This is a genomic window from Candidatus Binatia bacterium, from assembly GCA_036504975.1.
Classification (GTDB): domain Bacteria; phylum Desulfobacterota; class Binatia; order UBA9968; family UBA9968; genus JAJPJQ01.
The window spans coordinates 1-23,504 of sequence record DASXUF010000070.1 but is presented as its reverse complement, the minus strand read 5'-3'; the positions used below and the strand labels follow the sequence as shown (position 1 = coordinate 23,504).

The following is a 23,504-nucleotide window of genomic DNA, read 5'->3' as shown; positions in this document are numbered from 1 at the left end:
CAGCGCAAGACTCGCTTCCGAAAGCGGGTTAGGCTTTCCCGGACAGGCTTGATTACCTGCAAGGTTTCACTGAAAGGTTTCCGAGTTGTTTTCTACATCTCTTCCCCCTTTCCCAAGTTGCTTGGCGCGATCCCCTTTTCTTTCCTGATAATGATGTAGGCGAGATTGGGTAAATAGAGAACGTCGAAGACACGCGTGAGCAAAAGCTCCAGCAGCAAGACTGCCGGCGAAACCGCGAAGAGCCCGGCGGCGGCCGGGCTGAGGATCGTTAATCATAGGTACCCGAGAGTCTCCATTAACGGCCGGCACAGGGACTCGATGTGCCGAACCTGTTCTTTAGTCAGTTGGGATTTCCACACATCAATCATTTCCAGCGAGTCCCGTGACGTTCGATAGCGGTTTTCACGGTTTCCACCCTGGGTGTTTTTGAGAAGCCAGTCCGTCACGCCTTGCGGCACGGCCTTTCCCAGAAACTCGTAGATCCGCCCGCAAACGCCCACGGGATCTCGACAAAGATCTTCATAGCGAACCCGGTAATATTGACGCGCCGGGATCTTTGCCGTGTCCGAAATCGCGTGTCCGGTCATTAAAGCCCATCGCGCTGCAACTCTCTGATGCGGGCTCCCCGTGTCCAGCAAACGGCCGTAGTCTTGAAACTCGGGCGCAAAGCGTTGCAACTCGGGCGCTCTGTTCCATCCCCAGTCGCTGTACATGGTATTTGCCGCCGTAGTCCGGGAAAAGATCGAACTCAGCCTCAACACTTGCTCGACTCCCGATCGATTTGCCCTTTCCTTCATGGGAAGCAGAAAAGAAGCTACGACGCCGCGTGGGTCGCGAATCAGATGCACAATCCGCAGGTCCGATCCCATTACCTTAACGACCCAGCGTAGCTGGATATTGAGACGAATCTCCTTGACCACGACATCGGTGCTGTTCGTGATCGAGCGGCCGCGCAGATACCGCGTGACTTCCTCGCGCCGGGAAGTGAAGTTGTGATTCCGTGGCTGTGGCTGCTGCCGCTCCAACTCATCAAATCTCCCGTTGAAGACCTCCCTCAACAAGCGCTCGCTGTCCGGTTGATCATCACCCTCCGTCAGCCAAAGGAACTGCTTCTGTTTGATGATCGTGTTTCCCCAAAAGGGCTCGTACAGGTAGGCCATCGTTGGATTTTGGCCAAAAATTTCTCCCAGGAAACTGGTTCCTGACCGCGCAATTCCTACCACTAGGATTTTCATCGTTTGGAGTCGCTCTTAAATCTTCATACCCTTGGGAGATAGAAAGGCTTACGGGGGAAGGGGAATATGCGGACCGTGATCGACCAGAGCAGGCGGCACAGCACAAAGGAAAGGCAAGAAAATGGCGTCAGAGAACTATTTCGATCGTAGTCGCAGCCGCCTTCTTAGGTCGTCCCCGCGCTTTGCCTACTAAACGCCGACCCGTCATCGCTTCCACCTGTTTCTGGAATTTTTCTTGTCCGATCAAGCGACCGCGTTGCGTTGCTTGTCGGATTTTCTCCCATTCTCCTTGAGAAATCTGTGAATCCATCCATTGTTGATATTGTTTCCGCGCTGGATCATGTGATGAGGACAAGCGGGAATTGTGATTCGCGTCGACCGCGTCATGTGGCATCTCCGTGTCTAGAAATTGCCTATCGCAGGATTTGCACATCGTCAAGAAAAAAGTTCACACCTCACTGAAGTCGATCGAAGGCCGGGCGCTTCCCCCACGGCCGGAACACAGAGCAGCTCGCAACTGTCCGGTATCTTATCCTTCACGATGGGATGGTAATCCAGCCCTTTCAAGCGCGTCAAGAACCGATCGAGGGAGTGGCCAAATTTTCATAGACCTCGAGGTAAGCGGAACACATGAAGCCCGGTGTGAATCGCTCGGGAAACTTATCCCTCGACACGGTCGATCCGTGTTGGCGGTCGCGCAGCAGGGTCACGACGGCCCGCGCCAGTTCGGCGGAGTCGCCGGGAGAGATCAGAGCCCCGCGACCGTCGCCGACGATCTCCGGCAATCCGGCGAGCCGGCTCGCGATGACCGGCTTGCCCAGGTAAAGCGCTTCCTTTAGCACGGCCGGCGAAGAGTCCGTCCCAAGAGAAGGCAGGACCGAAACATCCAGCGCTGCGGTGATATCCAACACATCCTCGCGAAAGCCCAGAACGCGGACGGCATTTTCCAGTCCCTTGCTGCGGATGGATTCTCGTATCGCCGGTCCCATCCCTTCCACGCTTCCGGCAAAGACAAAAAGGGCGTCGGGGAATTCCTGGAGGACCTGCGGGATCGCGTCGAGCAGCACCCAATGTCCTTTGTCCGGGCTGACGCGGCCGACCAAGCCAATCAGCGGAGCGGCTTTGCCAACGCCCAGCTCGGCGCGGATCTTTTCCGGCTGCGGCTGTTTTGCGAAGCGCTCGACGTCGATGCAGGAGTGGATGATCGGAAGATCGCGCTCGGTTAAAATACCCGCGTTCAGGAAACGCCGGTAGTTCTCCAACGCCGCCCGGCTGACCACCACGACGCGTTGAATCCCCCGGCGGTACAGCCAGCGATTGCCGAAATGAAAGCGGACGCGCTTGGTGTTGTGCCGGGTCAGGAGAATCGGCGGCTTCAAGCGAAAGAGGCGCCGCGCCAGAACCAAGGCCCACGTGTCCTGCGAGCCGTGCGCATGGAGGCAGTCGAAGCTCTCGCGTCGAATCAGCCGCCCGAGAGCGAGGACGTCGCGCAGCAACGAAATGGGCCGGTTGGTCTTTCTAAACCGCACCGCCGTGAAGACGGGAATCCCTTCCGCGCTTGCTCGCTCCGCCAGCGCCGACGCCGCCGGGGCGGCGATCACGACGCTATGGCCCCGTTGAACCAGCTCCCGGGAGAGTAGAAAGACTCTGGCGACCTGGCCGTTCCACTCGAGATGAAAATTGGTCTGGAGAATCTTCATTCCGCGCGCCGCTTCAAGCAACCTTACGGCCCCTGAATGGACCGCTTCGGTTTGCGCTGCAGCCAAGCCTCTGTTCTTCGGCTTCGGGCCAGTATCCTGCGCACGAGCGCCTTGGCGTTTTTTTTCGACGGGCAACATCCCTCGGCATAGCGCATGAAAAAGTAAATTTGCTCTTTCGGAAATGGCCCCCGCCGTCTGACTTGCAGCAGATTTTTTACCCTCTTGGAGATTGAAAGCCGCGGGCGCTCCTCGACGCGGTCGAGATCGACCAAAAACAATCGCCGCTCGTCGCCCGCCCATCCCTGGATCAAGATGTTGCTGTTCTTTAGATCCCGGTGGTAGATATTCATGGAATGCAGCCGCGCCAGCAAGCGCGCCAGGTCTCGTAGGAGCGCGCGGCGCAGGCCCGGTCGCTTTTTGCGCGGCAGCGTCCGCACGAACGCCGGCCAAAGGTCTTTTAACGAACGGCTGTCGCCGACTTCTTCGCTGACGTAATAGCTCGTCCCCAGCTTTTTCCAATCGCGGTATTCGAGCGCGGCCAACGGCCGCGCCACGAGAACGCCCTTGGATTGAAGCAGCAGCGCCCCCCGCAGGGAACGCAGGGCCGGAGATGGAAAAAAGAAAAAGCGCAAACGGCGGAGCCCCGTTTTATATTGAAACCGTTTAACGATGACGTTCAATGTGACGCCCCGGCCGTCATGAAAGATATGCCGGACGACCTTGGTCTTGTGCCCGTCCTTGACGGTCAGGGACGAAGGATGATTCAACAAACTATCCGGATCCCGGATCAGCTCGGCGAAAAGATTTTCCGGGAGCTCTTTCCTGACCCAGCCTGCCAATCCGTCGGCCGCCGAGACGAATTTATATTCGCCGGCGCCTTCACCGCGAAGTTCGGCTGTCATGCTACCGGCTCGGCAATCGAGCGGAGATGCGCTTCGAGCTCTTGAAAATACCGCTTCCACGAATGCCTTTCCGCCGTCTCCCTGGCCGCGCGCGGCAGATTCGACGACCGGGCCCCTTCGAGCATCCGGAGGATCTTCCGCGCAAGCTCCTGCGCGTCGTCGGCGTCGGCTAAAATTCCCTCCTCCAGGCCGCCGGTCAGGACTTCGGCGGCGCCCACCGTCCGGCTGGTCACGACCGGAAGCCCGGAGGCGAGCGCCTCGAGGATCACGTTGCCGAACGCTTCCTGAAAGGCCGGCAGCACCAGCAGGTCCGCCGCCGCGTAATAATCTTCCACGGTGGCTTGCCTACCGGCAAACACGATTCTTTCCGGAGCAGCTTGCTTTGCCCAAGATACATAGCGACTTCGACCCGCGTCGTCGCCTACGACCAGGAGGTAAACGCCGGCCAGAGCTTCGGATTCCCACGATCTTAGAATCCTATCGAGACCTTTTCTTTGAAACCCGTTGCCGACAAAAAGCGCCAACGGCGCCGCCGCCGGAATCCCCCACTCTTTCCTAACCCTGGCGCGCGCTCTCTCGCGATTCCGGGGATGGAAGCGCTCGTGGTCCACTCCGCTGTGGATGACGGCGATTTTCTCTGCCGGCACGCCGTAGGTCGTCGTCAGCTCGCGCTGGACCTCCGCCGAAATCGCCAAGATCTTTTTGTAATTCCCGGCGCCGAATTGCCGCCGCTCGACGGCCAGGACCGAGCGGTGATAAACGCTGACCTCGTGCCACAAGCGCCGCACCGTTCCCTCTCCGCGCTTCATCTTTTCCAGGAAAACCAGGTGCGAGCCGCCCTCGCTGCGGACGACGTCCTGGCGGATCATGCGTCCGAAGCCGACGACGACGTCGCAGCGATAAGGACGGATCGCAAGCGGCGCGCGAATCGCGAAGCTCAAAAGACGGGCGGTTCGACCCAACGGCAGGACCGGGACCTTGTGCGCGAGGGTGCCTGGCGGCGCCGGAATATCGAACTCGCCGCAAAAGAGATGGACTTCATGGCCGAGGTCGCGCAGTCCTTCCGCGGTGCGAAAAAAATCTCGCTCGGTTCCTCCTCTTAAATCGAGCCTCTTATGGGCCAGGGCGATTTTCACGACCCGTTTTCCAACAACTCGTTATACAGTTGCAAATGCCGCCGGGTAACGTCGGCGAGGGAAAATTTTCGCCGCACTTTGTCGATCGCGTTCGCGGACAGCTTCTTCCTGAGCGCCTCGTCTTCTTTGACTCTCAGAATCGCCTTGGCCAGCTCCGCCGGGTCGCGATCGGCGACGATGATGCCGTCTTCTCCATCGTCGATCATGTCGTCGGTGACGCCGGGAATATTCGTGCATATCACCGGCAGGCCGCAGGCCATCGCCTCGATCACGGCCTTGCTGAGCCCTTCTCTTTTCGAGGGAAAGACAAAGCAGTCCGAGGCGCGCAAATATTTGGGCACTTCGGCGTAGTCGACCTGGCCGGTGAATATGATCCTGCTTTCCCGGGCCTTCTCCAGGACCGGCTTCACGCGCGCGCCGAATTCATCGGCGCCGGTCGGGTAAGGTCCGACCAGCATGAGATGGCCCGGGAGGCGCCGCCCCTGCGCCAGCCCTTCCCAGGCGTCGAAGAGAAGATCGCTGCCCTTTCTCTCTTGGATATTGCCGACGAAGGTCGCGATGAAAGAATCGAGCGGCAAACCCAGCGATTTCCTGGTATCTTGAATTTCCTGTGCGCTGAGCGGCGGCCGGAACGGGCTGTCCGCAGCGGCGCACGGAACGGCTCCCGGTATGGAGACGAGCTTCGCTTCCGGTATGCCGGCCTTCACGCAGGACTCTTTCACAGTGGTGCTCTTACAAATGATTTTGTCGTAATAGCGGTAGAGCTTGCCCTCGACCTGCCAGAGAAAAGGTTTTTTCTTCAGGCTCATCGGGTCGTCGTGTCCCATCAGGGTCGGCCCCAACACGATCGGCTTTTTCAGAACCTTGGCGAGGGCGAGAATAAAAAAATAAAAAGGCCTTATCGAGTGCAAGTGAATGACGCCGATGGAATTTCTCTCCGCCCAGAGCTTTTTACAGACCTGCAGCGCGAAGGTCACATAGCGGATGCGCGAAAACCCCCGGGGCGTGAAGCGGTAAACCGGAAAGCCCTCGTAGGTTTCGCAGCGCGGGGAGTTTCTCAAATTGGCGACGATAAAAAAACTCTCGACGCCGTGGACGCCCAGCGCTTTGGCGAGCTCGAGGGCGTGCCTCGCCCCGCCGGCAGGCAAAGGCGGAAACGGATAGGCCACCATGGCGACCTTCAATGCCGCGCCCGTTTGCGCATTGTTCATGATCGGCAAAACCGTGAGCCCGCAGGGAGCGTTGCCATGACCCGAGCGGGCGTCCCGAGAATTCATCTCGCCGCTGTTAGGTTTTGAATAAGACCGGCACCGCCTGCTTCTTCTGTTGGCTGCCGGGAACGACAAACGGGAAACCCGTGCCGGGCATCGGTTTGTTCAAGAACGGGCACAGCTTTTCCCAGCCTTCCCCGGCGCAAATATTCATCTTCAAGAGATCGCGCGGTCTGTCGGCGAAAAATTTTTCCACGTCGGCCAAGTGTTTTTCATAGACATATTTTAGCCGGCCGGCATGGAAGATGTGAACGCCGTAGACCGCGAGCCGAACTTGAATCATGTATTCGGTGGGTTTGCGCTCGCGACGCCACCACTTCTCCATGCTTTGGAGCCAATCATCGATATCTCTCACGGTCAAAACGAACTTGGAGTCCGGGTAAGCCGCATCCAACTGCGGGTAATAGGGCACGATCGATATATCGCTCGCGGCATCAATCGTGTCGAAACAACGGAACTGTCCGGCAAAGATCTCCGGTACTTTCGGAAAATGCTTGCTGAGGAATCCGAGATCCTTAAAAGCCTGGTGCAAGCTCGTCGTTCCGGTCTTGCTCAGGCCGATGGCGAATATTTTACCGCTCATGGGACGCGCCACTTTCTCTCGAAGTCGCACGTTCACTTTAATGGACGGCGCGATGGCCCGTCAAATACCGGGCCTTGTGACATCGTTTTGGCGCCGGCGTCCGAATCGCCGCCGGGTATTCTCACGAGCGCCAAAGTTTTGTTGGCGAATTCGACGCTTCCGTTCAGGCCGGCCGCCACCCGCTCGGCTTCGTCGGCGCGCGCGACTACGATCGAGCCCGGACTCGCTTGACCGACGCAATCGGCTTTGCAGGCGCGGACGAGCGGCGCCGTGTAGAAGCCGATAGTCTTGGCCACGCTCGGCTGCTTGCGGCGGCCGTATTGAGTCCGGTCGGTAATCCACACGCTCTCGCCGGGTTGGATCTGGCGCGCCACCTGAACCGCGTCGCGCGTCGAATTGGCCGGCTTGGATCCCTTGCGGCTGACGGCGACCATGATAATCACCCCGACCGCGGCCAAAATGAGGAAGACGCGGAGCAGCCGGGGATAACGCTGCACGGCGAAAGCCACGGCGGCGCCCGACGCCACCGACAGCGCCGGGTAGAGCGGAAACAAGTAACGCATTCTTCTCTCGGCGGTGATCGTGATCAGGACCGCGACGAGAACGGCGTAGATCAGCCAGAGCCGCGCGCCGGTCGAAACGCGCCAGCCGCGCGCGAGCAGAAAAAATCCGATCACGGCCGCGGGCAGCCACGGCCAATAGGTGGCCGCGAGCCTAACCGGATAAAAGAACGGCCCGTTGTGAAGTTGGGTCGGGCCGAACAGCGTGTGGCTCAGCTCCTTTAAAAAATATCCGTGACCGAAACCGGTCCCTTCCTGCACGCGCAGCCAAAACCACGGCGCCAGGATCGCGATCAACGCCAGGCCCGCCGCCACGCTCCACGGCGAAAAGAGCCGGCGCCAGAGTATTCCCTCGGACTTCCACAACGCCAGCGCAACCAGGCCGGGAAAAAGCGAGTGCGGGCCTTTGGAAAGCCAGCCGATGCCGGCGGCGACGCCCATGCCGACGGTGGCCGTCGGGTTTTTTACCGAGAGATAGGCGGCGTAGAGGCCGACGAGAATCCAGAAACCCACCATCGATTCCAGGTGGACGCCGCGGATCCAGTGCAGCGCTTCGTGCGTCGTGAGATAGACAAGGGTGGAGAGAAACGCCATCTCCCATCCGGGAAACACGGCGCGGCAAAGCACGTAAATCATCAGCGCGCCGAGCGCGCCGAACAAAGCCGACGGCAGCGCCGCCGTCGATGCGGTGACGGGCAAAACGTGGAAGAGCGCCGCGCTCGTCCAGAAATACATCGGCGGCTTGAAGTAATAGGGCATGCCGTTGTAACTCAAATGAATCCACTCGCCGGTGATCGTGATCGTCCGCGGAATCAACGCGTAGAGCGCTTCGTCGCCTTCGAGCGTCTTGTTGACCGCGAGACTGCCGAGACAGAATACCAGGGTTAAAATCACCAGTAGCGTCACATGGACGGACGGCCGCGAGAGAATGGGAAACCGCGCGGCGCTAGCGGCCGGTTCGGCCTGCGTCGCCAGGGTTTTCCAGAATTGATCTAGAGATTCTTTGCGAAAGGGCCATTCCATCTCATAAGCTCCCGAAAACTCACCTCGGCTTCGACGTGCTCGCACTCCCGGCGCCGCTCGCGGGTCTTTTTTTCCAGCCAACGAATCAGCCGGTATTCTCTCTTTGCCCAGGACGTTTCTCCCAGGTAAATGCGCAAAAACCGCATCCGGTCTTGCAGCGATATGCCCGGCAGGACGATACGATTGAGCTGAACCAGATTTCTTCTCCAGAGCCGGTGGGGAAACCACGCGGGGTAATGCCGCGTGCGGTCATTGTCCATATAAAAGAACGTCGCCCCGCCGTCCGCTTCGAGACGCGCCAGGATATTCGAGGCGACGAGATCGCCGTGGACAAAGCCCCGCCGATGAAGACGCCCCGTCTCCAGAGCCAGTTGCTTGAGCCACTGCCGCTTCTTTCTCACGCCGTGACGATCCAAAGGCGGCGCACAATATTTCCTGAGCGCCGCGGCGAGCGGCTGAGCGGTAATTTCCCGCGTTAGAAGGAAAGCCCGGCCGAGCGCGCCGAAAGTTCTTTCTTCCCCGGCGGCGAGCGCCGGCGGCGCGTGAAAGCCGAAGCGCGACAGCGCCAGACCCTGCTTTAACGCGCGTAGCGCCTTCGAATCCCGAAACAGATCTTTGAGCGCCGCGGCGCCGGCGGGCGGAGAGTAAATTTTCAAATAATAGCTCGCGCCGTCCGACGGAGCGCCGCCGAGGCGAACGGTTTGCGGATGTTTGCGCGCCGCCGCCGAATCGAGCCGGCTAAGAACCGCATTCCATAATTCACGGTCCCACTTCTCCGGCAGGACCGCGAGCCGCCATCTCCCCTCGCGCCGGATTTCATATTCAGCTCCGAAGGTCACGCGCTTTGCCTTTTCGAGAGAGCGCCAGGTCGATCTTCGCCAAGACCGCTTCGCTGGTGATCGAGCGCATACAAACCCTCCCGATCGGACACCGCCTGAGGTAACAAGGGGCGCAGACGGCCTCGCCTTGCACGATGAGTTCGTTGAAGCCGAACGGCCCCGTGCGCAACGGGTCCGTCGGACCCCACAGCGAAACCACCGGAGTGCCGACGGCGGCGGAGAGGTGCATCAGTCCGGAGTCCGGCCCGACGCTCAACTCGGCGCGCGACAAAATTCCGATAACCTCCCTGAGCGAGGTCTTGCCGGCCCAATTGAAAACGCGCGCTTCGGCGCGCCGCTCGATCTCGCCGGCGAACGCGATATCGTCTTTGCCGCCGAGAAGAACGACTTCGAGTCCGTGCCGCCGCTTGACGTCCGCCGCGTTTTTGGCCGCCTCGTCGGCAAACCAGCGCTTGCTCTCCCACCGGCCGCCGATCGAATAGGCGGCGAAAGGACCGCCCACATCCCGCACCATGTTCGCGACGGCCGCTTCCTCCGCCGGCAACAGCGAAAATTTCCATTCGATGGGATAAGGTTCTATACCGAGAAACCCGGCGAACTTCAAATAATGGTCGAGCTTCGACGTTCCGTTCACGGCGGCCGGGATATGGCGGTTATTGAACAGCCAGTTGAATTCTTTGGCGTCGCGCCGGTGAAAGCCCACGCGCTCGGGCGCACCCGACCACCAGCTCACCAGGCCGCTCTTGAGATGGCGCTGCAGGTCCAGGACCAGATCGAATTTTTGCTCTCGGATGCGATGGAGAAACGGCCGCAGGCTCTGCCGCCAATCCTCGCGCGCAAATAAGACGACCTCGTCCACCGCGGGATGATGCTCGATCAGCGGCAAGGCCGGCCGCTCGATCGACCAGGCGATCGTGGCGCCAGGAAAGCCCCGCCTGACCAGGTTGGCGAGCGGAATGGCGCGCGTCACGTCGCCGATCGAGCCGTGGAGGACGATCAGAATCTTTTTCGGCTGAAGCTTCACCGCGCTGCGTCCTCGCGATAAAAACCGACGAACTCCTCCCACTCGCCGGGGGAAAGATAGCGCGTTTCCGGGTCCAACTTCGCGATCGACCGCCGCAGGCGCGCGAGATTCCGCCGGGCTTTCGCCGCCGGCACGCCGCCGGGAAAAAACACCGCCTTGTCGAAATCGATGATGTAGGCCTTCAAGTCATCGCCCTCGCGCCGGATCAAGATGTTCTTGAGATTGAGATCGCCGTGATAGATCCCTTGACGATGCATGCGCTGAAGCGCGTGAGCCACCGCCTGCAAGAGCGCGGTCTTGGCGCAAGAACCCTCCTGCAGCACCGCCCACAGATCGCGCGCCCCTTCGAGCTCGCGCGTCACCAGCCAGCCGCGATAGAGCGGGCCCCAGATTCGATCGATGCCCGCGGCCAAAATCTCCACCGTTGGAACGCCGCGCCGCCGCGCCTCCTCGGTGATGGCCAGTTCCTTGAACGGCCGCGGCGGCCACGTGACGAAGATATCGCCGGTGAGATAACGCAGCGCCCCTCCATGGCAGTAGCGGCGCACCAGAGCGCCGGCGCCGTTCTCCATCCGGAGAACCGAAAGCTTCGCCCGTCCGTGAAACCGGCTTTCTTCCCCGCCGTCGGACCGGCCGTTCAAGAGATCCTTGAGATTCGGGTCCGCCGCGGCATCGGCGCGCACGGCGACCATGTGCTCGCGCTCCGCCCATGTCGTAAACCCTTCGGGAAGATCGCGCCAAATCCTGTCGCCCGCCATCGTCTTTCCCCGCGCTACTTTCGCTTCGCTCCACCATGCTTCGCTTCCCAAAGCTTCGCGCCGCTCAAGAGAACGGCGTACGAGGCGAGGGCCGACAGCGCGACGCCCGCGATCCCGCGTGAAAAGAAGCGGTTGAGAAGCAGCATCTTGAAAAAGACCTTGAGCGAGCCGAGCGCCGCTCCGAGCGCGCCCGGCGCTGAAGCCGCGCCCTGGAGACGCGCCGCCCAAAAATCCGACAGCTCTTGCACGCGCTCGACGGCGCGCGCAAGCTCGGAGCAGCCGTAGTCGCGAATGCATCCGCGCACAAGCGTCTCCGCGGATCTCGCTTCGATCCACCAGCCGAGCCGTAGCGCTTCGATATTACGGCTCAGCCGAACCGCCGGGCTGGGGCCGGAAACGCTGCCTTCGACCCATGCGCCTAAAATATGCGAGCGAACGGCGATCCGATACGACCCCGAACCGTTCCGCGACTCGCCGCGGCACAGCGCCTGGAGAGTCTCGGCCAGCTCCGCCTCCAAACGCTCTTCCGCCCAAAGCTGCAAAACCCAATCGGTTCCGATTTCCGCGAGATGTTTGTCCGCGTCGGCGGGCGACGCGACGCTCTGAATCCTGAGAGACGGCCATTCGCTACTGCCGATCTCGGGTTCGCCGCCGCCGGCCTGAACGAGCAAAACCTTGTCGGCCCAGGCTACGCTCCGCAAACATTCCGCAAGATGTTCCGTCCTTCCGAGGCTAAGAACCACGACGCCGAGTGTGGGCATGAGGAGCGGCTAGACGACGATCGACTGGGGCAGATAGGTGTCGGCGTCCTGCGCGGCTTCGCGGAAGCGGGGGTCGAGCAGCCGCTCGACTCCACGCATCACGTCTTCCGCCTTGATCAGGCGCATGCAGTCTTCGGTTCCTAGCGGGCAGTAACGCCCGCCGTGACTGCCGCAGGGCCGGCAGCTAAGCTCTTTTTCGACCACGACGGCATTGCGGGCGTACGGGTAAAAGCCGAGAGACGGAGTGGTGGCGCAGAAGATCGCCACGACGGGAACGCCGCGCGCGACCGCCACGTGCATCGGCCCGCTGTCGTTGGTGATGAATACATCGCAGCGCTCGATCGCCGCCGCCAGCTCGCGGAGTCCGATCCGCCCGACGAGACTGACGCACGCGTTGTCCGCCAGCGTCATAATTTTTTCCGCTATCTCGCGGTCCTCCTCCGCGCCGAAGAGCGCGACCTGGCCGCCGTATTTGCGCTTGAGAGCGACGGCGAGCTTCGCGTAGCCTTCCTGAGTCCACCTTTTGGTCGGCCAGACGGAGCCGGGATTGACGCCGAACACCGGGCCGTCGCCGCCGATTCCGAGAGAGCGAAAAACTTCCGCCGCCGCTATTTTGGCGGACGGAGTGACCGCGAGGCGCGGCGTGCGTTCGGATTCCCGCGGGCCCTCTCCGAGAGCCTCGAGCAGGGACAAGTTTCTCTCGACGTCATGGCGGCTCGGATCGCGATCGACCCGCTCGTGGAAGAAAAACCAGCCGGCGCTCTGGCGAAAGCCGATGCGCCGCGGAATGCCGGAAAGAAACAGCAGCAGCGCGGTGCGCAAAGATTTGTGCGGCGAAAGCGCCAGCGCAAAGCCCCGCGCGCGCAGCTCTTTCGCCATGCGCCAGATGCTCTGGCGCCGGCCGCCGTCGCGGCGCTTACGGTAGACAATGATCTCATCGATATCGGGATGCCCTTCGAGAATATCCTTGCCTCTGGGAGCGCAGAGGACCGCGAGATGGGCCGCGGGAAAGCGCCGGCGGATTTCGGCGATCAAAGGCGTGGTCAGAACCACGTCGCCGAGAAAGCTCGTCTGGACCACGAGAATCTTTTCCGCGCCGGGCATAAACGGGGTTTTCAGCGATGTCTTCTCCGGTTGACGGCTGATCGCTGACCGCTGACGGCTATTCGAGCTTGATCGCTTCGTCGATGAGCATGACCGGGATATCGTCCCGGATCGGATACATCAAGCGGCACGCGTCGCAGACGAGACCGTCGTCCGATGGATTGGGATGGATCTCTCCCTTGCACTTCGGACACGCGAGGATCTCCAGCAACTCCTGACTGATCGGCATGACTTCGCCTCCGTGGGCAATCATAACAGGAAATATCCCTAAGGGCTAGTAATAACAGGAGATAAAGTACCGCCATCACAGGTGAAGAAACGCAGCGGAAATGGAAGCTTACGATTCCTTTTTAGTCTCGACGCCCGGCCTTTCGAGGTCATTCGCGATTTCGCGGAATTGTTCGAGGGCGGCTTCGAGGTCTTCGACGATTTCCTGGGCGAGAACGTCGGGATCGGGGAGATTGTCGGAGTCCTCGAGACTTTCGTCGCGGAGCCAGAAGATGTCCAGGCTGGCCTTGTCGCGGTTGATGAGCTCGTCGTAATCGTATGCGCGCCAGCGACCGGTAGGAATCGACTCGGACCACGTCGGCTCGCGCTGGTAGCGGTTCTCGGGATTGTAGCACTTGACGAACTCGTTCAGATCTTCGCGCTTCAACGGATCGGTCTTTAATGTGAAATGCCTGTTGGTTCGCAGGTCATAAATCCAAAGCTTCTTGGTCCACGGCGTTTCGCTCGCCTCTTTCTTGTCGAAGAAAAGGACGTTGGCCTTGACTCCTTGCGCGTAGAACAAACCCGTCGGCAGACGCAGCAGCGTGTGCACATCGCACTCGTGGAGGAGCTTTCGGCGAACTGTCTCGCCCGCGCCACCTTCGAAGAGGACATTGTCGGGGACGACAATCGCAGCGCGACCGTTGATCTTGAGCAAGGTTTTGACGTGCTGGAGAAAATTGAGCTGCTTGTTAGAGGTCGTCGCCCAGAAATCGTCGCGCTCGTAGATTTCTCTCTCCTTGGCTGCTTTGGCTGCTTTGCCGTCCTCACCGACAATCGTGATGCTGCTCTTTTTCCCGAACGGCGGATTCGTCAAGACCAGATCGAAGCGCTCACCCGGATCGGCGGCCAGTGAATCTTGAACGACGATCGGCTCATATTCCGTGCTCCCGATGCCGTGAAGTAGCAGATTCATCGCGCAGAGCCGCGCGACATTTTGGACCAGCTCGATTCCCTTAAACGTATTTCCCTGAAGCTTTTTCTTCTGCTCCGCCGTCATGTGGGGATTGTGGCGCACGACATAATCGTGCGCCGCGAGGATAAAGCCGCCGGTGCCGCAGGCCGGGTCGCAGATCGTCTCTCCCGGTTTCGGCGACATGACATCGACGATGCCGGCGATCAAAGGCCGCGGCGTGAAGTACTGCCCCGCTCCGCCCTTTACGTCCGAGGCATTCTTCTCCAGCAATCCTTCATAGGCATCGCCTTTCACGTCCGCGCTCATCGCCGACCAGTTTTCCTTATCGATGAGATCAACGATCAGCCGCCGCAACTTCGCCGGGTCCTGAAATTTGTTCTGTGCCTTGTTGAAGATGAGAGCTAAAAGTCCCTTCTCGTTTCCGAGCCTCTCCAGCACATGCCGATAGTGATCGAACAGCTCATCTCCGTCTCTCTTGATCAGACTCGCCCAATCCGCTTCCTGCGGTACGATGCTCGCCTGGCTATACGGCGCCTTCGTCCGCTCCTCCGCCATCTTGAGAAACAGCAAGTACGTCAACTGCTCGACGTAATCGCCGTAGCTCATCCCATCGTCGCGCAGGACGTTGCAATAGTTCCAGAGTTTTTGGACGATCTGATGGGAGCCGCCAGCCATTATGTAACACCGCTCGGTGTCGGTCTCGGATTTACATAAACTACGTTTAGAAACACACCATTCAAGTGATCAAAGTCCGTGTCGGTTGTTACGAGCGTGGCATTCAGTACGGAACTGGTGGCCGCGATCCAAATATCATTCTTTCCCATGTTCCGCGAAGACATGCCGTTTGGAAGTGGCCTCGTACGGTCTTTTCCTTGGCTATAAGCATCAATCTCGGCATAGCGATGAATAATTCTGTCGGTGTTGATGTCAACCACCGGAACACGCCTAAGTAACCCGTCCAAGGTCTCTTTTTTGTGCGTGCCCCAACCAAACTGCATCGCTAAAGAATAGATTTCCCCTTTGCTGACCACAGAGACCAGGGACACGTTGGGCGGCTGCGACAAAGCATACTTCCGCTCGGCATACTCTGCATATGCAGCCCCACGGATATGTCCAAGAAGAAGCCCTGTATCGAGCAGGTAGGTAGACACAATGGAATGTTAAGGGCTCTTCAACGCAGCAAGCAAATCCTCGATCGGTTCATCCCCGGGCCATTTGCCCCAAACCTCTTTCAGCCAACCTTGCCGCGTCGCAGCATCTCTCACTGAACTTAACAACTCAATCTGGGATGGCTCTTGTGGGAGGGTCTCGAAAACTTCCTCGCCTTCTTGCATAGGATTGATGACTTGAGCCTCGATAAGGCGGGGTCTCCTAGACGGGCGGAAGTGAACCGTGCCCTTGATCGTCACCTTCTTACCCCAAAATTGGCGCATATGTTCAACGTCGAGGTGCTCAGTATCAATCGTTCCATGGAGCGACTCTCCGTTGCTTAGAACCAGATGAAACCGCCTTCTGTTGTGCTCAATAACGTCAAATAGTCCTGAAACCATGAACGCATGCGGCTCCGGCGTCCTTGCTTTTAGGCGTTGAATCTTCACTATTTCCTGGTCGTCAAGTTTGAAATATTCCTTAGGACGCTCTGCGCAGTGCAACTCAACCTTTTCGGCAGAGCTTTTCAGGAAGGACTTAAACTGGAGTAAGCTATCCAAAACCCCTCCATCGTAGGCATCGCTGTCCAGCACCTCTTTCGTCGTGTCATGGACCGACCTCGCCAACAACGTCAGAGCCGTATCATCAGCTTTCGGAACAACATACCAAAAGTCCTCTTGCCCGATTTGCTCCCTTGCCGTCTCGCCCAGCACGGGGGCCTCGATAGCCAGAACGGTCGATCCTTTTTTCATGCCGGTCAGCTTCAGATCCAAGGATTTCGTCAGCCAGGCGGGCAACCTCCCCCGTTTTACGCTATTACCCTCGACTGCAAGTCTTAGCCCGCGCTCTGCCGTTCCAAGAAGAAGTTCGCAAACCTCTTTTAGGGCGGTTATCGGGATCGTTCCGCTGGGCGAAGGGAGCCCCTTTAGCTTTAGCTGATATTTCCGTGTCTTCATTTGATTATATATTCCGAAAGCACATCTTGGCTTGGCCTTCTACCATTAATGTGCCTGTTTTGTCGAACCTTTTCCAACCTGCCACCTCGTCCGCTCGTCCGCCATCTTGAGAAACAGCAAATTCGTCAACTGCTCGACGTAATCGCCGTAGCTCATCCCGTCGTCCCGAGGACGTTGCAGTAGTTCCAGAGTTTCTGGACAATGTTTCCTGACATACTCACTCAAGTCTAGTTAGTTCGTAAAACTTCGCTTTATCTGCCGAATCTTTCTCGTATACGCGAATTTCACGCAAACTCTCGGATATTATCATGAGCGCTTTCTTCCGATTCACCAGATCGCTCAATAGCGTCGTCGGAACAATTTGATTGACATCCTGGCGAGTAACATTACAGTTTACAGCACGGCCGTAAATTTCACCGGTATACTTGACGTGATATTTGTCCATCTGCTGCGGCTTGCCGAGACTACGCAAACCTACCCCCAACATAGCTAATCGAAGTGTGCCGGACTGAGCGGTCTCGTAATCCCCCTCGGCGAGAAATGATTTTCCATTAATCGTTACGAGCAGGTCGCAATCTGGGCCACGCCAACGACCAGTGTACTCACCAAGCTCAGCGTGTGCAGTTGCCCGACCGTAATCTCTATAAAAATCGCTTAAGGGTTTGGCTTTCCCGAGAACATTCTTTTCGTTGTTCTGTTCATCTTCTGGAGCAGCCTTTAATTTTGAAATCGTTTGGCTCACATTTTTGTGGTAGTCCGGTATTCTATTGGCGCGACTACATATTTCGGCGGCCTCTTTAAGAAAACCGGCTTTGATCAATTTCTCCGCAAGATTACTCATGGCTAGCGTTTCACCAAGTTCCTCGGACCGTCTATATGCTTCTACAGACTTGCTCGGAAGCCCGCAGTGCTCGAATTGGACACCGAGATTATTCCAAGTGGCCGCTGTGCGCTGCTGGAACGGAATCTTCGAGTAATGAAAGAGGGACAGTTCGTTTTCGGCTGCTTGCGAATACTTGTAGGCGAGCGAGAAGCGTGAGTCTGTATCATCTGGATAAAGCTCTAGATGTCTCTCTGCAGAACCGAAGAATAGATCTCTATCGTGTTTAATGTCCGCGAGCTCGCGTAAGGTTTTGATTAAGACCACCTCACCATCGTCGACCTGAAGTGCAAGCGCTTTCATCCTTTTAAAGGCGTCTTCCGCTGGTTCTTTCTGACTGGCCCTGGTAAAAGCGATCGCGGCGTCAGCATATCTTGCCATCTGCGTTTTCTTATCGTCTGCTTTTTTGGCCGCTAGAATAAAAGATTGCCCCGCTTTCATGTATTCTTCATAGTCGCTGTAAGCGAGTCCAAGATATCTCTGGACATCGCTGTTTTCAGAATGGTCGGCCGCCAGTTTCTCTAGGGTGCGCAGTTTGCCTCGTTGCCCAAACGTGATTAGTAACCGTTCCCTAAGAGCTGACCACCTCGCGTGGTTTGCAGGGATCTGACCTTCGACAGTGGCAAGATATGCTTCAGTAATTCGCTTTTCAGCTTCCTCGTTTCGCATAGCTACGGCATCGAGCAACGCCCATTCGTAATCTTGTGTGTGCCAATTTTGCTTCGGTTCCAACAACTCCCGAGATTTATCCTCGTCCACGCTTCGTTTTTCTTCAGTCGCTGTGTCAATCTCTGTTTGGGCAACGGGCAGCGCCTTTGCTTTCGGCAAGAGAGCCCGTATCATCTCTAGGACCTTCCCAAGGGACTTCTCAGGTGAGCTTCGCTCAAACTCGATGTATTCCAGGTTCCCCTGTAAGCCTCCGGGTTGCCTAAGTCCCTTCTCAACTAAAAGAATGAGACCCAAGCCGCGCCCAATTGCCAAACCAATCTCTTGAATGATCCAGTCGGAAGTTTTCCATGATATATTACGTTCGTTGACTTTAAACACCTCGCGACTAAACATCGTGCCGTTAAGATAGGGAGGTTCGATTGCACCCTCCTTTACCGTACAGATGCCAATGAAAAGATTTTTATCTTTGATGAGTCGCATGACTTTATCCGCGAGATCTTTTGGTTCAGCAGGCTCCGCACTTTCCCATGTAAAGCCAATGTCCATGGCCTTAACCTGGTTAAGAAATTTCAGGATCGACTCAACTATTTCGTGATCTTCACGTGCAAAGCTGTGAGCCACGAACGCGTTAAGCTGACTCATCTATCGTTTACCTGAATTACACTAGCGGCTTTAAGGCTACTGTTGGTTCGCTGGCAATGCTCCAGAAAAAGACATTCTTACTATCGCCTGCCGAAGACCTTCGGAGCGATGAAGGTTTGTTTCTATCTGTCTGTACAGTCGGTCAATGAATGTAAATTGACGCTCCAACGCACGAATAATTTCATGTTGCTCTTCAACCGGTGGTAATACAAACGTCAACCTCTTCAAAATGTCTTGATTTAGAAAAGTTCTTGTACTTCCTTTACAGAGCTCAGATATCTGATTTAGGACAAATGGCGAACCATTAAAAAGAAACGTAAAGAACTGAGGGTGGATGGCCTTATGTACAAGGCTAATTTTCATGAGATTTGTCGAAAAGATCGCCTCCCCAATATCCTCTGGTACCACACAGATTTCGCTAATGGTCCCAGACCGAGAAATCAAAATGTCTAAGGGCTTGACTCGGTATTGTTCTAGTTGTTTTGCCTTTTCTGATGTGACGTGGATATTGCTTCCTCGGAGGAAATGCATAGCCTCAATATTTTCTATGCCCAGCACCGGTACACCCTCTGCTCTATGCTCATGTTTCTTCAGCAAACTTCCAAAGGGACCAGTTTTCATTGCTTCCCTTTGAGGAGGTAAGAGCTGTTCTATACAAGCGATCGCCCAACCCTTGGGAAGATCGAAAGCTCCCGACACACGCGGAATGTTTGGTTCTTTATATTTCCCTTTCCCGTTCCACTTCGTCCGCCGTTCCGCGAGTATGCGCTTGAGGACTTCGCTCGCAGGTTCCACCTCTGGATGGGCCTTGCGCCACTCTTCGGTGAGTTTGCCTTCGACGGCGGCTTTGAGGACGGCGGCTTTGTAGCGTTTGAGGTTGGCTTTGACCCGATTGAGGTTCGCGACGGCTTCGTCAACGCGGGAGAATTGTTTTTCGATTTCCGCGACGATCCGTGTTTGCTGTTCTAAGGGAGCAATGGGAATTGGAAGCTGCTTTGCCTTGGCCCCAGAAAGCTCTAGGAATGTCGTACCGCTTGCATAACTCTCGGCCAGATCCTTGTTTCCTTTTAGCCACCAATAAACATAGTCTGGTAAAATATTTTTCGTTTTTAGCACGAAGCTCTTGAAGCCCTGATTGGTGCAGACATCGTTGGTTGCAACAGCGACGTAGCCTACGGGCGCTCGTGATGTAAACAAGACAGATCCAGCAGGTATCATTCGGGCTGATGACGAATTAAGTCCTTTTTGAGTTATAGACCGTGCGCCGCGCCCAATGTACTTAGAAGTGTAGCCGGATAAATCTGCTGGTGTAATCCACGGAATGTCACCGTCGTCGTAGTTGGTTGGATCGTTAGTTTTAGGTGTGCCGCCCCCGACGACATCTGCGATGTCGCCCATTGTCGTCCACGCCCAATCTTCTGGTATTTCAAACGAGTTCTTGCTCACGCCGCTAACATTCCGTTCAACTCGTCGATGATCTTGTTCAACTCACTCCCAAACAACTGATGCACTTTGCCAAGCCCACCTTCTTGCGCGAAAGGAGCGTAGTCGAAATCTTTTGGATCGATACCGAGATTGGCGGCGATGTGGTCACGGATCATTTCGAGCCAGCGGCGCTGGTCGGGAGTGAATTTCTTGCCGCTACTTTCCTGCTGTGCCAGCCACGATTTGAAGTTGGCGTTGACGCGTTCGGGGAATGGGATGAGTTCGTTGTCCTGATGAATCGCGAAGCGGACGAGGGAGACGAGATCGGTCAGGATGCGCTTGGTGTTGGCGCCTTTGACTTTGGATTTGTCGAGGGCCGCGTAGGCTTGCCAGAGTTGGGATTCGGTCCAGAGTCGCGGCGGTTTCTCGATTGTGTTGGCCAGCTCCTTAATATCCTCGAAGCGGAGACGCTGTTTATAGGGCCGGCTGTAAAGAATCTGAAGCGCCGTGATCTCGTCTTTGTGGTCTTTGATGAATTGCTCGAAAGACTGCACGATCCCTTTCGCTCGCTCCAGGGCGTCGGCGCTGAAGCCGGCTTCGATCACCTTGTCCTGGCTCAGATGGTCAATGGTCTGCTCGTGCTGCTGCTTCAACTCGATCAAGACTTTTCTCAGCTCGGGATTGTGGAGCGGCTTGACGGCCTCTTGAATTAGCTTGTCGGCGGCATTCTGAATTTGCTCCTCGTTGGGCGTTTCCGTTTTGAAGTCTTTCTTTGCGCGCTCAACGTGCTTGTCGGCGTCCAAGGAATTAACGAGAGTCGTCGTGATCGACGTAAGACTCTGGCCATCCGCCCGCTTTTGCACCTCCGCCTTTTCGTCCTCCTCCAACGTCTTGTTCAAGCGCGCGAGACGCGCGGCGACGGATGAGACAACCTCCGGATCTTTGTTGCCCAAGCCAATGGCTTGAAGCAACTTGTCGAACGGAATGGACTTCCTCTGATCCATCGGCCGCGAGTCGGTCTTGTCCCGCTCACAGACGCCGACCGCATCGACGATGACGTAGTGATCCTTGGTGCCGGCGTCGGGAGTCACGGCTTTAAGGTCGTTATCATCGATGACGCGGACGCCGCGCCCCTTCATCTGCTCGAAGAAGCTCCGGGATTTGACCGACCGCATGAAGAGCACGACTTCCAGCGGCTTGATGTCCGTACCTGTCGCGATCATGTCCACGGTGACGGCGATCCGCGGAAAGTAACTATTGCGAAAACTCTGTAGGATTTCCTCCGGGGAGAGATTCGATACCTTCTTCCAAACAACCTTCTCCGATTCCTTCCCGTCCGGCCCGACAAATATTTCCGTGACGGCGATGAAGCCGGTGCGGTACGTAATCTTCTGAGCAAACTCATTACCCTTGCCGAACTCCTCCCGGACGATTTGAACTATATCGTCGGCGTGGCTGTCGTCTTTCGCATAGATGAGTGTCTTCGGAACGTCTCTGCGGCCGGGAAATATTTCCGTGAACAGCTTGTCGCGGAACGTGCGAATGACGGTGCGAATCTGGTCTTTGGCGACAACGTCTCTATCCAACTCTTCGGCCCCGTATTGAAGATCGTCGTCCAGCATTTCCCAGCGTACTTCGCGCGTCTTGCGATCGCGCTTGTCCACGTAATAACCGGCATCGACCTTCGCTCCGCCCTCGGTGATTTCAGTCTTGATGCGGTACACGTCGTAATTGACATTGACGTTGTCGGCGACGGCCTGCTCGTGGCCGTACTCCATCACAAGATTCTGGTTGAAGAAGCCGAAAGTCTGCTTGTTGGGCGTGGCGGTGAGACCGATGATATAGCCGTCGAAGTATTCCAACACCTGCCGCCAGAGATGATAAATCGAGCGGTGGCATTCGTCGGTGATGATCACGTCGAACGTCTCGATCGGAATCTTAGGGTTGTACTCGATAGGAAGAGGTTGCTTGAAAACGTTTTGTAGACCCTCGACAGACTGTTCTTCCAGGTCGTCGGCAATCTCCTCGCCGCGGAGCATCGAATAGAGACGCTGAATCGTGCCGATGCAGACGCGCGCGGTCGTATAAAGCGTGTTCGAGGTCAGACGCTGGACGACGTATTCCTCGGTGAATTTGTAGTTGTTGTAGGGCGACGTGTACTGCTGGAATTCTTTGTAGGCCTGCCGCGACAGGTTGCCGCGATCCACCAGGAATAGCACGCGCCTCGCACCGGCGAACTTGAGCAGCCGGTACGCAAGCACGATGGCGAGAAGGGTTTTCCCTGAGCCCGTCGCCATTTGAACCAACGCCCGCGGACGGTTCTCACGCAGAGACCGTTCGATATTCGCGATAGCCTGCGGCTTGGGCGGCCAGAGATCGTCGATCAGCGGCGGCATGTGCTGCATGCGCGCGAGGAAGGTTCCTTTGCGATTGCCGTAGTCCTCGGGCTTCTCGGCGACAACTCCATCCCCGATTTCGAACCACTTGGCGAGCGTGTCCGGCTTGTGAAAGCTGAAGACCGGACGAGAGCGTGGGTCGGGATCGAGGCCGTTGGTGAAACGGGTTTCGACGCCGGTCGATTCATATGAGAACGGCAGAGGTTTTTTCAACGCAGGCAAGCCGTCCGGCAAACCTTTGGTGTATTTGTCGGATTGCGTTTCGACGCCGGTTAGCGTGACACCTTCCTTCTTGGCCTCGATCACTCCCGCCGCGCTGCCGTTCACATAAAGAAGGTAGTCGGCAAAGCCGTGGCCGGTTTTTAACGGAAAGTTGCGGATGGCGAGACCCTGCGACGCAGAGATATTAGCGTCGCTGACGTTGCGAACCTCCCAGCCTGCGCCGACGAGCATCCGGTCGATATTTTCTCGCGCTTGGTCTTCGGGGGAAGTCATATAGTGCTATAACGAGGTCGGACAAGTTGAAGGTTTTCCGCGGATTTTAGTCGATTTACGGGGAACCGTGCAAGCGGTTTAGATGCAGCAGATAGGCGGAAGGACGAAAGCTGAATGAAAAAGGCGTAAGGCTAGAGTCGGGAGCGGGATCAAATCAAACAACCGCTGGAACCCGGGTCCTACTCCGGGAGACTGCGCAGCCAATCCCATTCCTGAACCAGACCGTCGTAGAGCTTAACGCGCGGACGAAAGCCGAGCTTGGCTTCAGCCTGCGTAATTTCGGCGGCCGTGTGGCGCACGTCGCCCTGTTGGCGGGCGAGCATCTTGAGCTTGGGTTTTCGGCCCGAGATTTTTTCCACCATGCCGACCACCTCTTCGACCGTCGTGCGCGAGCCGCCGCCCAGGTTGAAGACCTCGCCCGCGCCGGGATACGCCGCCGCGGCCAGGTTGCCCTCGACGATGTCGGAGCAAAAGGTGAAGTCGCGGCTTTGCTTGCCGTCGTCGTAAATCGGGATCTCTTTTCCGCCGACGTGGGCGCCCATGAGAATGTGAAAGAACATATCCGGCCGCTGCCGCGGGCCGTATACGGTGAAGTAACGGAGCGACACCGTCGGCACGCGAAATTCCTTCCAATAGAGATAGCAGAGCTGCTCCGCCGAAAGCTTGCTCACGCCGTAGGGCGAGACCGGGCGCGTCATGCCCGTCTCGCGCATCGGGAGATCGTTGGTGTCGCCGTAAACCGACGACGACGAGGCGTAGACGAATTTCTTGATCGCCGAATTTTTACTCGCCTCCAACAGTTTCTGGGTCGCG

At 57.3% G+C, this 23,504-nt stretch carries 20 protein-coding genes; all 20 read right to left on the bottom strand.

Annotation, left to right across the window (positions count from 1 at the left end; all coding sequences use genetic code 11):
- Nucleotides 1-272 precede the first annotated feature (272 nt).
- On the bottom strand, nucleotides 273-1,235 hold the full coding sequence (locus VGL70_08600) for a sulfotransferase domain-containing protein (GenBank protein HEY3303575.1): 963 nt from the start codon (nucleotides 1,233-1,235) through the stop codon (nucleotides 273-275).
- Between the two features lie 572 nt (nucleotides 1,236-1,807).
- Complete coding sequence (locus VGL70_08595) at nucleotides 1,808-2,935, bottom strand: glycosyltransferase family 4 protein (GenBank protein ID HEY3303574.1); 1,128 nt, start codon at nucleotides 2,933-2,935, stop codon at nucleotides 1,808-1,810.
- Between the two features lie 23 nt (nucleotides 2,936-2,958).
- A complete protein-coding gene (locus tag VGL70_08590) occupies nucleotides 2,959-3,837 on the bottom strand; it encodes a lipopolysaccharide kinase InaA family protein (GenBank protein HEY3303573.1) in 879 nt (292 codons plus the stop codon).
- On the bottom strand, nucleotides 3,834-4,973 hold the full coding sequence (locus VGL70_08585) for a glycosyltransferase family 4 protein (protein ID HEY3303572.1): 1,140 nt from the start codon (nucleotides 4,971-4,973) through the stop codon (nucleotides 3,834-3,836). The genes VGL70_08590 and VGL70_08585 overlap by 4 nt, the downstream gene beginning before the upstream one ends.
- Nucleotides 4,970-6,250, bottom strand: a complete 1,281-nt coding sequence (locus VGL70_08580; GenBank protein ID HEY3303571.1) for a glycosyltransferase family 4 protein — start codon at nucleotides 6,248-6,250, stop codon at nucleotides 4,970-4,972. Before VGL70_08580 ends, VGL70_08585 begins: the two co-directional genes overlap by 4 nt.
- 10 nt (nucleotides 6,251-6,260) lie before the next feature.
- Nucleotides 6,261-6,827: a sulfotransferase gene (locus tag VGL70_08575; GenBank protein HEY3303570.1), complete on the bottom strand. Its 567-nt coding sequence runs from the start codon at nucleotides 6,825-6,827 to the stop codon at nucleotides 6,261-6,263.
- 32 nt (nucleotides 6,828-6,859) lie between these two features.
- Nucleotides 6,860-8,410, bottom strand: a complete 1,551-nt coding sequence (locus tag VGL70_08570) for a glycosyltransferase family 39 protein (protein ID HEY3303569.1) — start codon at nucleotides 8,408-8,410, stop codon at nucleotides 6,860-6,862.
- A complete protein-coding gene (locus VGL70_08565) occupies nucleotides 8,380-9,249 on the bottom strand; it encodes a lipopolysaccharide kinase InaA family protein (GenBank protein HEY3303568.1) in 870 nt (289 codons plus the stop codon). The genes VGL70_08570 and VGL70_08565 overlap by 31 nt, the downstream gene beginning before the upstream one ends.
- Nucleotides 9,233-10,273, bottom strand: coding sequence for a glycosyltransferase family 9 protein (locus VGL70_08560; protein HEY3303567.1), 1,041 nt, complete (start codon nucleotides 10,271-10,273; stop codon nucleotides 9,233-9,235). Before VGL70_08560 ends, VGL70_08565 begins: the two co-directional genes overlap by 17 nt.
- Nucleotides 10,270-11,082, bottom strand: coding sequence for a lipopolysaccharide kinase InaA family protein (locus VGL70_08555; GenBank protein HEY3303566.1), 813 nt, complete (start codon nucleotides 11,080-11,082; stop codon nucleotides 10,270-10,272). Before VGL70_08555 ends, VGL70_08560 begins: the two co-directional genes overlap by 4 nt.
- Nucleotides 11,046-11,792, bottom strand: coding sequence for a hypothetical protein (locus tag VGL70_08550; GenBank protein ID HEY3303565.1), 747 nt, complete (start codon nucleotides 11,790-11,792; stop codon nucleotides 11,046-11,048). The genes VGL70_08555 and VGL70_08550 overlap by 37 nt, the downstream gene beginning before the upstream one ends.
- Before the next feature lie 9 nt (nucleotides 11,793-11,801).
- Entirely contained in the window at nucleotides 11,802-12,896 is a 1,095-nt protein-coding gene (gene waaF, locus VGL70_08545; GenBank protein ID HEY3303564.1) for a lipopolysaccharide heptosyltransferase II, read from the bottom strand.
- A gap of 58 nt (nucleotides 12,897-12,954) precedes the next feature.
- Nucleotides 12,955-13,125, bottom strand: a complete 171-nt coding sequence (locus VGL70_08540; GenBank protein ID HEY3303563.1) for a Trm112 family protein — start codon at nucleotides 13,123-13,125, stop codon at nucleotides 12,955-12,957.
- 108 nt (nucleotides 13,126-13,233) lie between these two features.
- Nucleotides 13,234-14,754, bottom strand: coding sequence for a class I SAM-dependent DNA methyltransferase (locus tag VGL70_08535; protein HEY3303562.1), 1,521 nt, complete (start codon nucleotides 14,752-14,754; stop codon nucleotides 13,234-13,236).
- The gene (locus tag VGL70_08530) at nucleotides 14,754-15,230 is read right to left on the bottom strand and encodes a PIN domain-containing protein (protein HEY3303561.1); all 477 of its coding nucleotides are present in this window, start codon (nucleotides 15,228-15,230) and stop codon (nucleotides 14,754-14,756) included. The genes VGL70_08535 and VGL70_08530 overlap by 1 nt, the downstream gene beginning before the upstream one ends.
- Nucleotides 15,231-15,239: 9 nt before the next feature.
- Nucleotides 15,240-16,184: a hypothetical protein gene (locus VGL70_08525; GenBank protein HEY3303560.1), complete on the bottom strand. Its 945-nt coding sequence runs from the start codon at nucleotides 16,182-16,184 to the stop codon at nucleotides 15,240-15,242.
- A gap of 217 nt (nucleotides 16,185-16,401) precedes the next feature.
- Complete coding sequence (locus VGL70_08520) at nucleotides 16,402-18,375, bottom strand: hypothetical protein (GenBank protein ID HEY3303559.1); 1,974 nt, start codon at nucleotides 18,373-18,375, stop codon at nucleotides 16,402-16,404.
- Between the two features lie 36 nt (nucleotides 18,376-18,411).
- Nucleotides 18,412-19,821 (bottom strand): restriction endonuclease subunit S, encoded by a 1,410-nt coding sequence (locus tag VGL70_08515; protein HEY3303558.1) that lies wholly within the window; start codon nucleotides 19,819-19,821, stop codon nucleotides 18,412-18,414.
- Complete coding sequence (locus VGL70_08510; GenBank protein ID HEY3303557.1) at nucleotides 19,818-22,691, bottom strand: type I restriction-modification enzyme R subunit C-terminal domain-containing protein; 2,874 nt, start codon at nucleotides 22,689-22,691, stop codon at nucleotides 19,818-19,820. Before VGL70_08510 ends, VGL70_08515 begins: the two co-directional genes overlap by 4 nt.
- Before the next feature lie 179 nt (nucleotides 22,692-22,870).
- Nucleotides 22,871-23,504, bottom strand: a 634-nt coding sequence (locus tag VGL70_08505; protein HEY3303556.1) for an NAD-dependent epimerase/dehydratase family protein, incomplete at its 5' end; no start/stop codon positions are given.

Bases quoted from the DNA above. Each gene is read 5' to 3' on its own strand.
- VGL70_08510 (HEY3303557.1), bottom strand. From the start codon at position 22,691: ATGACTTCCCCCGAAGACCAAGCGCGAGAAAATATCGACCGGATGCTC.
- VGL70_08535 (HEY3303562.1), bottom strand. From the start codon at position 14,754: ATGGCTGGCGGCTCCCATCAGATCGTCCAAAAACTCTGGAACTATTGC.
- VGL70_08525 (HEY3303560.1), bottom strand. From the start codon at position 16,184: ATGAAGACACGGAAATATCAGCTAAAGCTAAAGGGGCTCCCTTCGCCC.
- VGL70_08570 (HEY3303569.1), bottom strand. From the start codon at position 8,410: ATGGAATGGCCCTTTCGCAAAGAATCTCTAGATCAATTCTGGAAAACC.
- waaF (HEY3303564.1), bottom strand. From the start codon at position 12,896: ATGCCCGGCGCGGAAAAGATTCTCGTGGTCCAGACGAGCTTTCTCGGC.
- VGL70_08550 (HEY3303565.1), bottom strand. From the start codon at position 11,792: ATGCCCACACTCGGCGTCGTGGTTCTTAGCCTCGGAAGGACGGAACAT.
- VGL70_08600 (HEY3303575.1), bottom strand. From the start codon at position 1,235: ATGAAAATCCTAGTGGTAGGAATTGCGCGGTCAGGAACCAGTTTCCTG.
- VGL70_08575 (HEY3303570.1), bottom strand. From the start codon at position 6,827: ATGAGCGGTAAAATATTCGCCATCGGCCTGAGCAAGACCGGAACGACG.
- VGL70_08590 (HEY3303573.1), bottom strand. From the start codon at position 3,837: ATGACAGCCGAACTTCGCGGTGAAGGCGCCGGCGAATATAAATTCGTC.
- VGL70_08580 (HEY3303571.1), bottom strand. From the start codon at position 6,250: ATGAATTCTCGGGACGCCCGCTCGGGTCATGGCAACGCTCCCTGCGGG.
- VGL70_08520 (HEY3303559.1), bottom strand. From the start codon at position 18,375: ATGAGTCAGCTTAACGCGTTCGTGGCTCACAGCTTTGCACGTGAAGAT.
- VGL70_08540 (HEY3303563.1), bottom strand. From the start codon at position 13,125: ATGCCGATCAGTCAGGAGTTGCTGGAGATCCTCGCGTGTCCGAAGTGC.
- VGL70_08595 (HEY3303574.1), bottom strand. From the start codon at position 2,935: ATGAAGATTCTCCAGACCAATTTTCATCTCGAGTGGAACGGCCAGGTC.